This is a genomic window from Candidatus Hydrogenedens sp. (assembly GCA_035361075.1).
In the GTDB taxonomy this organism is placed as follows: domain Bacteria; phylum Hydrogenedentota; class Hydrogenedentia; order Hydrogenedentales; family Hydrogenedentaceae; genus Hydrogenedens.
Map to the genome: position 1 here is coordinate 1 of DAOSBX010000009.1, position 14,585 is coordinate 14,585.

Genomic DNA, 14,585 nt, shown 5'->3' on the forward strand with positions numbered 1-14,585 from the left:
CAAAAACATCGTGCTTGTGGTTAAAAAGTAGCACAGGCAAGAGTGCCTATGAGGGATTATCCGTAGGGGTAGACATATATGTGTCTGCAATAAAGAGTGAAGACGTGTAACGGGATTATCCCCACTCCTGATTGGATTGATTACACTACAATCATCATTTGCAGTGGAGAAAAATCGTTTTTTAGGGGAGCAGGGATGCTCCCACTACACTTACATTTGGAAAAGAAATAAACTGCAGAGGACACGGAGGAAAAAATTGAAAAAGTTCTGTAGTTAAGTGTTCTTTGCCGTGTGTAATTGCTAAGTAAAAAATTCAGGTAGGGGTGTCTACATAATGTAATAATGTAGCGGGGGTGGACTTGCTCACGAATGGGTAGATTGGATGTTGATGTTTATTTTTTTTGGGAGCAGGGATGCTCCCCTTAGTTTAATGATACTTGCGTTTCTATTTTGTTTAGTGAAGTATCAACATTGATACTGAGACATTAAGGAAGGGTAGAAAATGAAAATGATTTGCATATTGTTTCGTTTTTTTTCTTCTCTTCCCTTCCTCTATAATTCTTTTTTATACATATCTTAAATAGGATTTAATTTTAGAGATTTTATAAGAATGATATAGGGTTTATTTTTTATGGTTGAACGGTTAGAGAATTATGGTCGTCTGGCTATTCATACAATGACGTTTAAATTTTTATCTCTTTTTGAAATTGTGAAGCTATTTCAGAAGTATGAGGTTCCTGGAATTACAGTATGGCGGGAGCATATTCATGATACGGGGTTGAAAGAGTCTAAAAAGATATTGACTGATTCTGGTTTGAACGTAGTTAGTGTTTGTCGAGGGGGCTTTTTCCCGAGTGCAAGTGGTAGGGAACGTGAGCAGGCATGTATTGAGACTATGAAGGCAATAGATGAGGCGTATGAGATAGGTGCTCCACTTTTGGTGCTTGTCTGTGGGGCGGAGCCTGGGGTTCCTTTATCGGAGGCACGCCAGCAGATTATGGATGGAATACAAAAGGTTTTGCCTCATGCGAAGTCGGCGGAGGTGTGTTTAGGAATTGAGCCACTCCATCCTATGTATGCGGATAATCGTTCGGCAATAAATATGATGGAACAGGCAAATAATATTGTGTCTGCATTGCATTCTGAGTGGTTGGGGATTGTGCTTGATGTTTACCATGTGTGGTGGGAACCGTGGTTGCAATCGGAAATTATGCGGGCGGAGAGGAAAATAAAGGCGTTCCATGTGTCGGATTGGAAGACACCGACGACGCATTTATTAACAGATAGGGGTTTGATGGGGGAAGGATGTATTCCTATACGTCAAATAAGGGCATGGGTGGAGCAGGCTGGTTTTCATGGATTTATAGAGGTAGAAATATTTTCTGAGAAATATTGGGCTTTACCCCCCGAAAATTTGATTCAGCAGATTAAGGACGCATATTTAAGATTTGTTTAGAATTATTCCCATGGTATGACCCGAATCCACCAGCCTAATGCTTTGAATATATGATTAACAATTTCTACAAACTGGTTGACGATGGTATATAGGAAACCACCTGTTGTTTCAAGCCTTTCTGGCGGTATTGTCGGGTATGTACGCACTCGTTTATCTCCAAACTGTTTCTAATAATAGAATATATAAAGGGATGAAAAAGTTTCAATTTCTTAATAGTTCTTTATATTATCGTTGGTTCCCGATGTCAATAGGTTTTAAGTCGACAGGAATTCCCAATATAAATAAGAAATCACTAACGGCTTTAAATATTGCGTTGACGAAGGCTTCTACTGCTTCTAAAAATAACCATAGCATAGGATATTCTCCTTGTGTTTTTTATTTTCGTCTAAATAAAAATACTTATAAGGATAGGATTTGTTACAGGAATTGATTGGTAGGGGAAAACATATGTGCTATGTTTTGCGTTTTTTTATCATGGAGGTTTTTCGGCATCGATTGAGTCGTATTTGCCAATCTCCAGTCCAACCTTCTTCAAGGGCTTGTTGACAGATTATTATGCATTCTTCATATATCCCTTGTCGTTCGCGTATATCTGAAAGAGTTATATATCCGATATGGGCAGGTAATGGTAATCCTGGTGAATTTTTTTGAAGGTGTTCTTTAACCTGTTTAGAAATTTCGATTTGTTTTTTTGAGGCGATGACTAATAAAGCTACTTTTGTATCTGGGTCGTATTTTTGTTCTTCAATATAATTAGAAATGAGTTCTTCTAAAGCATAAAATTTATCTAATATATTCTCGGCTTCCATTTCGTCAATATCTTTTTCAACTTTATTGATTAACTGTTTTGATTCTTCGAGTTCAGGATGGAAGGATAGTTTGCTTTTGTCTGCGATTGGTGGTGTCTCTGATTTGTCAATAGGTTCGATAATTTTTACTACAAAGGGTTTATTGCAATAGGGGCAGATAACTTTTTGTCCGACTTCTGATGAGTTGAGTGGAACCTCTTTGGAACAGTAAGGACATGTGACAGTGAATTTCATACTCCCTTTCCTTTGTTATTGTTGAGAATATGTTTCATAATAGCATTTTTCATTTCTAAGACCAGTGATTGTTTTTCTGATATATCTACTATTTTTATATCATATTTTTGTTGGTCAATGTATACTAAATTTAATATTTTATTTAATTTTATATTTGTTTCGGATAGGGCATAGTAGTAAATTTGTAACTGTTTCCAATATTTTTCGGCATGTTCACTTGCGTTTTTTCCTGTTTTATAGTCAATAATGGTGCCATCGGAAAGAACAGCATCTACTGTGCCTTTGATTGTTATAGGTTCTATTTTCCAAAGAAACGGTATTTCTCGATATAATGGGACATTTGTCCTAAGACTATTATACACGGGATTTGTTCGGATTTTATCAATAAGAGACTGAATTTCATTTTCAATATTGTCTATGTAGAGATAGTTTTTAGTAAAGGAGAGGATGTGTTCTAAAAGAGGTTCTTTATCATTGTTAAAATCCCAGAGATAAAGTAATGTGTGTAACAATGTTCCACGTTCCGCATGGTATTTGTTATATTCGTTTTCAAGTACCTTAACCGATGGTTGGTTACCATTATCATCAAACATCCAGTCTAATAACTCTGTTACTGAAATTGGTTCTGTGAGGAACTGTTCATAGGTTAGGTTTATGGGTTGAACTAAATCGGGAATGATTTTATTTTTAGGTTTTGGCACGTTAGTTTTAGAATATATTTTTTCAGGTTTTGTTATTTCGCAGATATGAAATAGATGGTGTTCATTATCTTCATTATTTTGATTGCAGATAGGGAAGCAGGATGAGAGGAAAGATAACCATGATTTGGTATCTTGTTTATTTCGAGCCTGTGAGTTTGCAGAAAGAATGAGGTAATCTTTTGCTCGTGTTAAGGCGACATAAAGAAGTCGTGCGTATTCCTGTTCTGTGTCGAAGTTGTTCTGGAGTTCAATGATTTTTTGCCATGGTATCTTGTCGCTGTTTTTATTTTCTAATTCTCCACTGAATTCAGAATCTAAGCTTAATGAGATTCCGATATCACGATGAAAACGAATTCGTTCAAGATAGCGGTTTTTATGTGAGGAATGGAGGTCTGGAATTATAACAATTGGGAATTCTAAACCTTTGGCTTTATGAATTGTTGTTAATATAACTGCGTTCTGTGGTTCTAAGTTTAGGTCTGCCTCACCTTCTAATATTTCGGATTTTAGGCGGTTTATTAATCTGTGATAGTTGTATAAATTCAAGGGAAGTGTTTCCTGATAGGCATTGGTAAGTGCGAGAAGTTTTTGGAGGTTTCCAATTTTTTGAGTGCCAAAGGATTGAGCGGATAGGACTGCTTCGTATCCTGTTTCAGTAATGATGTGTTGAATAAGTTCGTAGACGGGTAGGTGTTTCTTATTGGAGATGGTTCTGTATAAAGTGCGTACTCGGATATATGCGTTGTCATGGGATACCTGTTCTGGGATAGGGATATTGTCGAGGATAAGTTCATAAAGGGGAGCATATATTCGCCAGCGAATGATTTGTTCATCTGAAAGCCCGCAGAAAGGACCTCGTAGGAAGGAGAGGAGAGAAATGTCATGATAGGGGTTTAATAATATATGGATAAAATTCAAAATATCTTTTACTTCTTCAACCTCAAAGAAGCCTCTTCCGCTTACAACTTGATAAGGAATACCTAAGTCTCTTAAGGCTTTTTCATATTGATATAAATGGGTTGTAGTTCGGAAAAGAATGGCAAAATCACCGTATTGAGCCCCTCGAAGTTGATTTGTTTGTTCATCATAGATGTTTATTGTCCCTTTTTCTATACTATCTGTGATGCGGTTGGCTATTGTTATCGCTTCTATGTCATATATATCTTCGTTATTTGTTGTGTCATCTGGAGAGGGAGAAAATAGGAATTCCACTCGTGGCTGTTGATAGGGTTGTCTATGAGGAACCATATTTTGATATGGTTCTTCGACGTCGAATAGTAGATTTGTATTACTGAAAAAGGTGTTAATAAAGTTTATTATCTCTGGTACAGACCGAAAATTTTTTGTAAGGGATATGACTTTGTCGGTAGTTTTTTGTTGGTTCTGAAATACTTTTACCTCAGCACCGCGGAACATATATATTGACTGTTTGGCATCACCAACAAAGAATAGGGAGACGTTATCGGAGGCTTGGAGGAGTTCATTGATAAGCATGGCTTGTTCGCGGTCGGTATCTTGAAATTCGTCGACGAATATATATTTAGTTTTTTGGGCTATTTCTTTGCAGATATCAGGATATTGATTAAGAAAGATACGTGTTAGATATATTAAGTCATCAAAGTTGACCCAGCCTTCTTCTCGCTTTTGTTGTGTCCATTGCTGGTATAACTTTTCAAAGAGATGAATTAATTTATAATTTAGTGTAAGTACTTTTTTGCTATATGAGTCTTCCCATTCGGTTATATATATTTTTTTTAGTTGTTCTTTGATTTTGTTAATTATCTTTTTGATTTGGTCTGTAGTTGTTTTATCTTCTTCACTTCGGGAAGTTCTTTTTGTCTTTTCGTTTAATATTTTATCAATGATGTTAAGTACTGTTACTGCATTTTCTGCCTGTTGAATTTTGTTTAATTCTTCTATTAATGTTTTTCTCCTTATTTCCCATGAGTCTTCAGGATTTGAAAGTTTATTTTCGAATTGTTGCAACTGTAAAATCCATAATTTTATAGAAAGACTTTTTTTGAAGTTTAAGAGGAGTTGTTCGTAAGACTGTTTTACATGTTCGACAAATGCTTCTGCATATTTTTCAGGTGTTGAATAGTATTTTGTCTGTTCAATCCAGTGAATAATAGATAAAGCATTTTCAAAAAGGGTACGGATGATTTTTATTAAACCGTCTATTGATAACTCCACAGCCAGTTCAAAAGCATTGGCATCATTTTCGATGTGGTTAAGCAATTGTTCTCTAATAAATTTATCCAAGAGTAGAAAATTTTCTTGTTCATCAATGATTCGGAAATCTGGGTCGAAACCTAATTTAAGTGCATACTCTCTGAGTATTGAAGAACAGAACGAGTGGATAGTACAGATATGAGCGGATTCTAATTGTTGTTCTAACCATCGCCATCGGGTAAGTTCTTGTGAATTGGCATGAGTTGCAAACTCGCGGAAGGCATCGCGAAGACGTTGTTTCATTTCGGCTGATGCTTTTTCTGTGAAGGTGATGGCAACGATATCATTTAAGTCGATTTGTTTTTCAATAAGCAATCTCAAAATGCGGGCGGTTAAGACTCGAGTTTTACCTGAACCTGCAGAGGCATCTACACCAATGACACGTGCATCTGAGAAAACAGCGTTTTTCTGCTCTTCTGTAAGTGTTTTGAAAACGTTATGTTGTTTCAGTGGTGTCATAAGTTTCTTTATTTTCTGAAATTACTATTTGATATGAACCTTCTTTGTATCTACATGCTGTTTTCCATAAACAGCGGTCGCAGTTGTTCGGTTTGGTTGTTAGCGGGAAGTTGCCTTGAGTTATGTTATAAATGGAGTTTTGTATTTCATGTATCATTGTATTTTCGATTTCTTCACGTGTAGAATCGTTGCTTTTAGGAGAGTTCCAAGGTGCTTCTACTTTTTTATTTTTTGTTATGGATAGGAAGTAGGCTTGGTTTGCTTGATGATGCTTGAATAGATGATGTTCGACAGCGGTGGTATATAGCATTAACTGGATAGAGTCAGCGTTTTTCATCTCATTCATAGATGGTGTTTCTTTCCATTTATAGTCGATGATTCGTAGTTCGGGTTTTGTAATATGTTTGTCAATACGGTCAATCCGCCCTGAAAACTTGACATTTATATTTTTAATCATCATAACATAGGGTTCAGATGTGCTATTTTTGTCTTCTTCGTTGTATGAGGTGTGACCGAAGGATATTTCAAAATATGATGGTAGCCATTCCTCTTCAATGAGTGCGTTGTTAATAAAGTTAAGCAGGTAGCGTTCAATCCGCTTCAATGTGATTTCCACTGTTTTTGGTGGAAGTGAGAATGTTTTTCTGTCATGGTTGGCTATTTCTTGTAGGATATTTGTGATTATTTTTTGTAATACCTCTTTATTCTGTTGTTTTAGTATGTCAAAGTAATCTCTGAAGATAATGTGCAGTAATTCGTGAGACCATGCCCCACACATGAGAGCATTTGGTTCTGTCAGTTCTTCTTCCCATTCTTGTAAGCCCAAGACTCGTTTTGCGAAGAATAGGAAGGGGCAATTCTTATATGTCTCAATCTGGTCAGCACTATAAATGTGACTGCTTCCGAAATGATTTGTTAACCATTCTAATATATCTTTGGTTTTTAGATAGCCGAGATATGGATTTTGTGATTTTTCTTCTCTTTTCCATAACGATAAAGCATTTTGAAATTCGGCAGGATATTGCTTTTGCATTTCTTTTTCGGGGCAAAACATAAATACTGCTTTTTTAAGTTCAGCTGGTGAGCAAGGTGTTATGTTTTCATTTTCTGTAGGGACAGTTAGATTATCCTGATTCTCATTTATATAACTATAGATGTCCTGAATCTCGCGAAGTAAAAGGCTTGGTGTTCTTTGTCGTTGAGTTTCTGAGAAAAAGGCATAGGAGAGAAAAACGCCTTTTTGACCTACCTCAAAGATTTTTTGGAAAAACAGCCACTCTCGTTGTATATGCTTTCGAACATCGTCAATAGGAATTCCTAATTGTTGAAGTTTAAGGAAGTCGCTATCGGAATAGATGGCATTTATGGATGGCATCAGAGGGACTATACCTTCTTCCATCCCTCCGAGGAATATGTAGTCATATTCTAAATTGCGGATTAGTGGTAGGTCGATACATGAGACACCGTATTTGTTTTCGGAATTGTAAAGCGAAGCTTCGTTTAGAGTATTTATTAATATCCGTGAGTACTCATCCAGAGATATTTTAATTGGTTCATTAATTAGTTCTGGCAGGTCTTTAAGAATGGTTGTTATTTGTCGGAAAGCGGAGTATTCTGTTTCTGGTTGTTTTGATATATGTATTAATGTCTCAGGTGTAAGTCTTTGGAATAAAGAATGAAGGAGAGACATAGTTATATTTATATAGTTAGAGATGGTATCTACCTTTTTAAATTTATTCCGTAAAGATAGCCAATGGCTTAATAATTCTTTCAGTTGGTATAGTTCTTCTTGTGATATTTGTTTGTCTGTTTTAGCCTGAGGTGTGAGTGACATTTTGTCTATTTTTTTATAGAGGTCTATAACAGGTGTTTCTAACGGAATTCCTGTTTGTTGGAGAATCAAGAAAAATTTATCACGGATAACTTCTGGAATATTCCATACAGGGTCATGTAGGAGGGCTACGTAGGCAGAAAACTGAGTTTCTTTCAGTTGATAAAACCAGCGTTGAACGAATTGCCCTATTATTGTTTCTTTTAGTTTTCGTGGTAGGTAAAAACGGAAGGGAATCCCATATTCTGAAAAGACATGTTCAATAATATGACGGACAGGTGATATTTGTCTATATACCAGTGCAATCTTTTGAGGAAGGATTTTTTCCTTAATAATTTGTTTTTTTATTTCTCGTGCAATTTCGCGAATTTCTGTTTCTCGATTTGGATAACGATTGATTTTTATTTCTGCTGAGTATTGAGGAAGAAATGGTTTTGGCTTATCACGCCAAAACAGATTTTGAGCGATGAATTCAATAGCATTTTGAGGAGGGGGTGTTTCGAATGAAATGAATTCTAACGGTATAGATTTTTTTATTTCTTTTAAGGTATTGTTTGCTAACTGATAAAGGTCTGTTTGATTAGGAGATGGGTCGAGATTAATTCCTATAACCACTTTATTAAAATGAGGTATTAACGATTTTATTAGTCTTATTTCTGATGGGGTAAAGTCATCAAATCCGTCGAAAGCCACAAGGGAAAAGTTTTGTATATATTTAGGTTTTGTTTTTAAACATTCCACTTCTGCCTGCCAAAATATTCCAGGAATATCATACCAGTGATTTTCAGTCAGTTTTTTTTGATAGGCATTATAGACCCAGAGAAGAATATCATCCCATGGCTCGATATGATTGCCTTGTGTCTTTTTAGCAAAATCGTCTGGTGTTATTGCGGTTTGTTTTAGGTTATGAATAATTTTATTGAAATGTTCTGCCAGATTGTCGGGTGCTAATATACCTGAAAAGATTGAACATTTTTGTTTCCCTTCATCACTTAACACAATGGACTTTATAAGGAGTGTTTGTTCCCAGTCTTCTAATAGGCGGTATGTAATGTTTTGACCTTGAAGAAGTTTTTGGGTGAATGATGTAAAATCAGTAACTACTTCACCGAATAAAGTCGAGGTATTTAAATGATTTATCAATTCCAATCTTCGTTTTTGTGCATATTGTCGAGTAGGGACAATTAGTATTGCATGAGGGTAGGCTTCTTTAAGTAGGTCATTGATGTACTTCTTCCGTTGGGAGCGGTGAGTTCCAGAGCAAACAATTAAATGGCTCATAATTTCCTTTTATTGTGTAAATTAGACAATTTTGGAGAAGTACTCAATTGTATATTTCAAGCCTTCTTGAAGAGGTACCTTTGGCTTCCAGTTTAGTTTTTCCATTGCTCGTGAGATATCAGGTTTTCTACGGCAAGGGTCATTTTCTGGTAAAGGTTTGAAAATAATTTCGGATTTTGAACCTGTAAGTTCAAGAACCAGTTTTGCTAATTCGAGGATAGTGAATTCACCTGGATTTCCCAAATTTACGGGTCCAGTGAAATCGTTGCAATCCATCATCCGAAGAATACCATCTATTAAATCACTGACATAACAAAAAGAGCGGGTCTGAGAGCCGTCGCCAAACACAGTAATAGGTTCATTTTTTAAAGCCTGGACGATAAAATTACTTACAACTCTACCATCGTTGATGAGCATGCGTGGTCCGTATGTGTTGAAGATGCGAATGATTCGGATATCGACGCCATTTTGGCGATGGTAGTCGAAAAACAGGGCTTCTGCTACTCGTTTGCCTTCATCATAACAACTACGTTTACCAATTGGATTTACATTTCCCCAGTATGTTTCTGGTTGGGGATGTACTGTTGGGTCTCCATATACTTCGGAGGTACTTGCCTGTAAAACACGTGCCTTTACACGTTTTGCCAAGCCTAATACGTTTAATGCTCCCATAACATTTGTCTTTATTGTTTTTACAGGGTTAAACTGATAGTGGACTGGTGAAGCAGGACATGCAAAGTTGTAAATTCTATCTACCTCTAATAAGATAGGTTGTGTTATGTCATGTCTAATTACTTCAAAATTTGGATGACCTATTAGATGTGCTATATTTGATTTTCTTCCCGTAAAGAAATTGTCGAGGCAAATCACTTCTTCACCTCGATTTAATAGTGCTTCACAGAGATGGGAACCAATGAATCCAGCTCCACCGGTGACTAAATTTATATGACTCATACATACCTCCAAACGAAAGAGTTTCGTTGTAAAATTGTTGTAATTTTTATCTGGATTTTAAAAATTCATCGTATTTTATTTTGATGACTGCCTTTTTTACAGTTTTGGGACTATTTTCAATCCAAATTCCAGTTCCATGAACTTCACCTGGAAATAGGACAACAAATAATCCTTCAGAATTAAGCACAATGGCATTTGGGTTCGGCTCGACATGATAAAACGTGACATCATTTTGTTGGTCATAGTTTGTTCTGGGTTTTGCATGTGCCTCTGGTAACCAAGCTATTTTTTCTTCTCCAGTAATAGTCAGTTGTATATCCATATATTTTTTGTGGGATTCAAAAACGGCGTCCTTTATATCCTTAGTAGTATAAGACATTACACGTGTTTTTATAACATCTCCTATGAGTGGTAACATCTCCGTTTCTGGACTTTTATCACTTAATCCTTTGATAAATGCGAATACAGTATCTGTTAACTCTCCATGGAAATATTTGTTCCAGTTTTCTAAATGGTCAATAATCATGATATCCAAATCTCCTTTCTACATGCACTTCGTATTTTTTTAGTGAATGGTACTCCTTCTATATGCTCAATAGTTACAACTCCACCAGCGAACTGAACTAAAGCGGTGCCAGCAGAAATATCCCAAATCTTGACTTCATCCTGGATAAAAGCATCCACTCTTCCACATGCGACGTAGGCTAATGATAGTGCGGATGGTCCTAAAAGGCGAACACGATTAAAACGTTTCAATTCATTTAGATATTCATAAAACTCATTGTCATTGTAGGGACGGACAATTGGGAAACCTGTGGCTATAACTGCTTCTGATGCTTTTTGCGTTGATGAGACGTGGATGGGATTGTTATTAAGACGTGCACCCGTGTCCTCACTTGCAGAAAACATTTCATCCCTTAAAAAGTCATAAACAACACCTAACACAGTTTCTTCGTTTTTCATTAATGCAATTGAGACTGCGGAAAAAGGAATTTTACGACTGAAATTGAAACTCCCATCTAAAGGGTCAACAACCCAATATGGCTTATTAATAACGTATTCTTTCGTCCAACCTGTTTCTTCAGATAAGACAGGGTAAGGTGTTGCTGTTAATACGTCCAAGATGGCTTCTTCTGATTCTTTATCCGCTTGTAATTTTATCTCATTTTTATCTTCAGAGAGGTTTTTACAATTTTGTCTGTACAATTCGGATAAAATTAGCCCTGCTCTTCTTGCTGATACCATCGCTATTTCTAATAATTCATCAGTGTTCATTTTTGTTCATTCATGTTCTGGTTGGTTAATGATGCAACTTTTTTCCACGTTTTTGAGCCAAATAGGTGCTTATGATATGTGTTAGGATAGAGAATATATCCTCAATGGGACCATATTCATCTTTTGTGCTTTCAATGTGTAGACCGTAATGACATGCAGGGATAAGTTTCCCGCCATCACATCCCGCAATTCCTACTGTGGTGAGTCCGTTTGCATTTGCCCATTGTACTGCCTTGATGATGTTTGGACTGTTCCCACTTACGGACATAGCAATAAGTATATCTTCTGGCTTTGCCAATGCCCTTAGTTGACCTACAAAGATATTATCGTAGCCTTCATCATTACCTAATGCGGTTATGACGGACTGATTATCAGAGAGGTTTATTGCGAGAATGGGTTTTTGTCCTTCAATATAGTTTCCAACGACCAAATCGTTAACCCAATGTGACAGTACCGCAGAACTTCCACCGTTCCCTGCTAAAAAAATGGTTTTGTTTGAATTGATTTTATGTTCAATAGTTTCGACTATTTTCTGTAGTATATCTTTATCCAGACTATTATTTAGTTGGCACAATCGATTGTTATATCCGAGAACATATTCGGTGAACGATGTTGATGATTGAAACAGATGACTCATAAAATACATATAATAATCTCCTGATGGATTTAATTCTGAAGATATTTTATATTAATTTTAACATGTTAATGTAGATATGAGCAATGATAAATATTTTAATGTGTTTTTGAAATATACCTATTTAATATAATAGTGTAGACATATCTTATTACGAGTATTTAAGACAATAAATGTAAGTTCAGGAGGATTTTTTTATGGAAACTGAAACACGTAGAGAATTTTTAAAAATGGCTTCTGTCGGTTCAGCAGTTGCATTGTCTGCGTTGAGTTATTCACGCATTGCGGGAGCGAATGACCGTATCGCTATCGGAATGATAGGTTGCGGAGGTAGGTCACATGACCATTTCAAGCAAATCAGTGCTTATAAAGACAAGGAAAATGTGGAAATTATTGCGGTTTGCGACCCGTGGAAAGAAAAACGGGAGAAAATGGCAAGAATGGTGAAGGATGTTTTTGGTAAAGAACCGAAGCAGTTTGAATCGTATCAAGACCTTTTATCTAAGGCGAATGTGGATGCAGTGGTGATTGCTTCTGCGGACCATGTGCATGCTCGACAGTTGGAAGCCTCAGCAAAAATGAAGAAGCATGCCTACTGTGAGAAGCCATTGGCGAACCATATGAAAGAACTTATCTCTGCATACGATGCAGTTAAGGACAATAAAGTTATAGTTCAAATAGGAACGCAATTGCGGAGTTATCCCAGTTTTACAGGTGCACGTGAAGTATATAAATCAGGTATTCTTGGTAAAGTAGGTAGAGTAGAGCAATGCAGGAATGGGAATAAACCGTATTGGTATTCGAAAATTGTTACAGATTTAAATCCGTCAGATGTTAATTGGAAGGAATTTACCGCAGGTGTTACCGATAAGCCTTTTGACCCTGTGTTATGTTCTGCTTGGTATGGCTACCGTGATTTTTCAGATGGACCTATCCCACAATGGGGAAGTCATTTTATAGATTTGGTGCATTACATTACAGGTGCTCAATTTCCAGAAAGTGCGGTATGTTCTGGTGATACCTATACATGGAAAGATGAGTATAAATTTACCTGTCCTGACCATATTCAGGTGTTATGGAAATATCCTGAAGGGTTTATGGTGTCCTATTCTACTAACTTTGGCAATGGTGCAGGTAATTCGTTTAAGATTTTCGGGAATCAGGGATTGATGGACCTTCAAGATTGGAATAATCCTATTTTGCTTCCTGATGGTGCATTTACGAAAACGGATGCCCTTAAGGAGAAGGTTGAAATAGAGCCTGTGGAACGTGCTGACCATATTTTGGATTGGTTGCAAAGTATGCGAAGTGGGAATGAACCTAATGCGAATATTGATGCGGGTTATCAACATGCAGTAGCATGTATTATGGCAATGATTGCTTATGATACGGGTAAACGGCAAGTCTATGACCATTCAAAACGAGAAATCCGTGAAGGATAAATAATTTTAAGGAGAAAAACTATGGAACCAAAGACACGTCGTGAGTTTCTTAAGACAGCAGGGATTGGGACTGCGGTAACTCTTTCTGCGTTGAGTTATTCTCGCATTGCGGGAGCGAATGACCGTATCGCTATCGGAATGATAGGTTGCGGAGGTAGGTCTCATGCTCATTTTGAACAAATCAATGCTTATCGTGAAAAAGAGAATGTAGAAATTGTTGCTATTTGTGATCCTTGGAAAGAGAAACGGGAACAAATGGCTAAGATGGTAAAAGATGTGTATGGGAAAGACCCACAACAATTTGAATCGTATCAAGACCTTTTGACAAAGGCGAAGGTAGATGCGGTAGTCATTGCGTCTGCAGACCATGTGCATTGTCTTCATTTAGAAGCATCTGCAAAGGCAAAGAAGCATGCATATTGTGAGAAACCGCTGGCAAAGAATATGAAAGAACTCATATCTGCCTATGATGCGGTAAAGGAAAACAAGGTTGTTGTTCAGATAGGGACACAATTGCGGAGTTATCCCAGTTTTACTGGAGCAAAAGAAGTTTATAAAACGGGTATTCTTGGTACTGTAAGCCGTGTAGAACAATGTCGAAACGCTTCTCAACCATATTGGTATCCGCGTATTCGTGAAGACCTGAAACCGGAAGATGTTAACTGGAAGGAATTTACTTCTGGTGTAACAGACAAACCTTTTGACCCTGTATTTTGCTCTGGTTGGTATGGGTATCGTGAATTTTCAGATGGTGCGATACCAGGATGGGGTAGTCATTTTATTGACCTTGTCCATTACATCACAGGGGCAAAATTCCCTAAAACGGCTGTTTGTTCTGGCGGTATTTACACGTGGAAGGATAAGTATAATTTTTCTTGTCCTGACCATATTCAAGTGTTATGGACATATCCAGAAGGATTTATGGTCTCCTATTCAACAAATTTTGGTAACGGTGCGGGTAATTCATTTAAGATTTTCGGGAACCAAGGTTTGATGGACTTAGAGGATTGGAACAACCCGATTTTATTGCCTGATGGTGCATTTACAAAAACGGACGCTTTAAAGGAAAAAATAGAAATTGAGCCTGTAGAACGTCCTGACCATATTTTAGATTGGTTACAATGTATGCGGAATGGAAACGAACCCAATGCAAATATAGATGCGGGGTATCAGCATTCGGTGGCATGTATTATGGCAATGATTGCCTATGATACTGGTAAACGGCACATTTATGACCCTGAGAAACGAGAAATCCGAGAAGGATAAAAGGTAACAGA

The 14,585-nt window shown here is 36.9% G+C and carries 12 protein-coding genes; 3 read left to right on the forward strand and 9 right to left on the reverse strand.

The features are described 5' to 3' along the window. Nucleotides 1–631: 631 nt before the first annotated feature. The gene (locus tag PLJ10_04245; GenBank protein ID HOK08855.1) at nucleotides 632–1,456 is read left to right on the forward strand and encodes a sugar phosphate isomerase/epimerase family protein; all 825 of its coding nucleotides are present in this window, start codon (nucleotides 632–634) and stop codon (nucleotides 1,454–1,456) included. 2 nt (nucleotides 1,457–1,458) lie between these two features. Here the strand turns inward: PLJ10_04245 and PLJ10_04250 are convergent, their stop codons facing one another. From PLJ10_04250 to PLJ10_04290, 9 genes are all read right to left on the reverse strand, one after another. After that, nucleotides 1,459–1,602 (reverse strand): hypothetical protein, encoded by a 144-nt coding sequence (locus tag PLJ10_04250; protein HOK08856.1) that lies wholly within the window; start codon nucleotides 1,600–1,602, stop codon nucleotides 1,459–1,461. A 79-nt stretch (nucleotides 1,603–1,681) separates the two neighbouring features. Continuing rightward, a complete protein-coding gene (locus tag PLJ10_04255) occupies nucleotides 1,682–1,810 on the reverse strand; it encodes a hypothetical protein (protein ID HOK08857.1) in 129 nt (42 codons plus the stop codon). 98 nt (nucleotides 1,811–1,908) lie between these two features. Beyond that, nucleotides 1,909–2,499: a hypothetical protein gene (locus PLJ10_04260; protein HOK08858.1), complete on the reverse strand. Its 591-nt coding sequence runs from the start codon at nucleotides 2,497–2,499 to the stop codon at nucleotides 1,909–1,911. Then, complete coding sequence (locus PLJ10_04265; protein HOK08859.1) at nucleotides 2,496–5,891, reverse strand: UvrD-helicase domain-containing protein; 3,396 nt, start codon at nucleotides 5,889–5,891, stop codon at nucleotides 2,496–2,498. The genes PLJ10_04260 and PLJ10_04265 overlap by 4 nt, the downstream gene beginning before the upstream one ends. Next, nucleotides 5,869–9,003, reverse strand: a complete 3,135-nt coding sequence (locus tag PLJ10_04270; protein HOK08860.1) for a PD-(D/E)XK nuclease family protein — start codon at nucleotides 9,001–9,003, stop codon at nucleotides 5,869–5,871. Before PLJ10_04270 ends, PLJ10_04265 begins: the two co-directional genes overlap by 23 nt. A gap of 21 nt (nucleotides 9,004–9,024) precedes the next feature. Further along, entirely contained in the window at nucleotides 9,025–9,957 is a 933-nt protein-coding gene (locus PLJ10_04275) for an SDR family oxidoreductase (GenBank protein HOK08861.1), read from the reverse strand. A 46-nt stretch (nucleotides 9,958–10,003) separates the two neighbouring features. Beyond that, on the reverse strand, nucleotides 10,004–10,483 hold the full coding sequence (locus PLJ10_04280) for a YhcH/YjgK/YiaL family protein (GenBank protein HOK08862.1): 480 nt from the start codon (nucleotides 10,481–10,483) through the stop codon (nucleotides 10,004–10,006). Next, entirely contained in the window at nucleotides 10,480–11,232 is a 753-nt protein-coding gene (locus PLJ10_04285; GenBank protein ID HOK08863.1) for an inositol monophosphatase family protein, read from the reverse strand. Before PLJ10_04285 ends, PLJ10_04280 begins: the two co-directional genes overlap by 4 nt. 25 nt (nucleotides 11,233–11,257) lie before the next feature. Then, entirely contained in the window at nucleotides 11,258–11,878 is a 621-nt protein-coding gene (locus tag PLJ10_04290) for an SIS domain-containing protein (protein HOK08864.1), read from the reverse strand. Between the two features lie 185 nt (nucleotides 11,879–12,063). Here PLJ10_04290 and PLJ10_04295 point away from each other — a divergent pair, with 185 nt between their 5' ends. Together PLJ10_04295 and PLJ10_04300 are read left to right on the forward strand one after the other, a co-directional pair. Further along, complete coding sequence (locus tag PLJ10_04295; protein ID HOK08865.1) at nucleotides 12,064–13,308, forward strand: Gfo/Idh/MocA family oxidoreductase; 1,245 nt, start codon at nucleotides 12,064–12,066, stop codon at nucleotides 13,306–13,308. Between the two features lie 21 nt (nucleotides 13,309–13,329). Then, nucleotides 13,330–14,574, forward strand: a complete 1,245-nt coding sequence (locus PLJ10_04300; protein ID HOK08866.1) for a Gfo/Idh/MocA family oxidoreductase — start codon at nucleotides 13,330–13,332, stop codon at nucleotides 14,572–14,574. The last annotated feature ends 11 nt before the right edge of the window (nucleotides 14,575–14,585 follow it).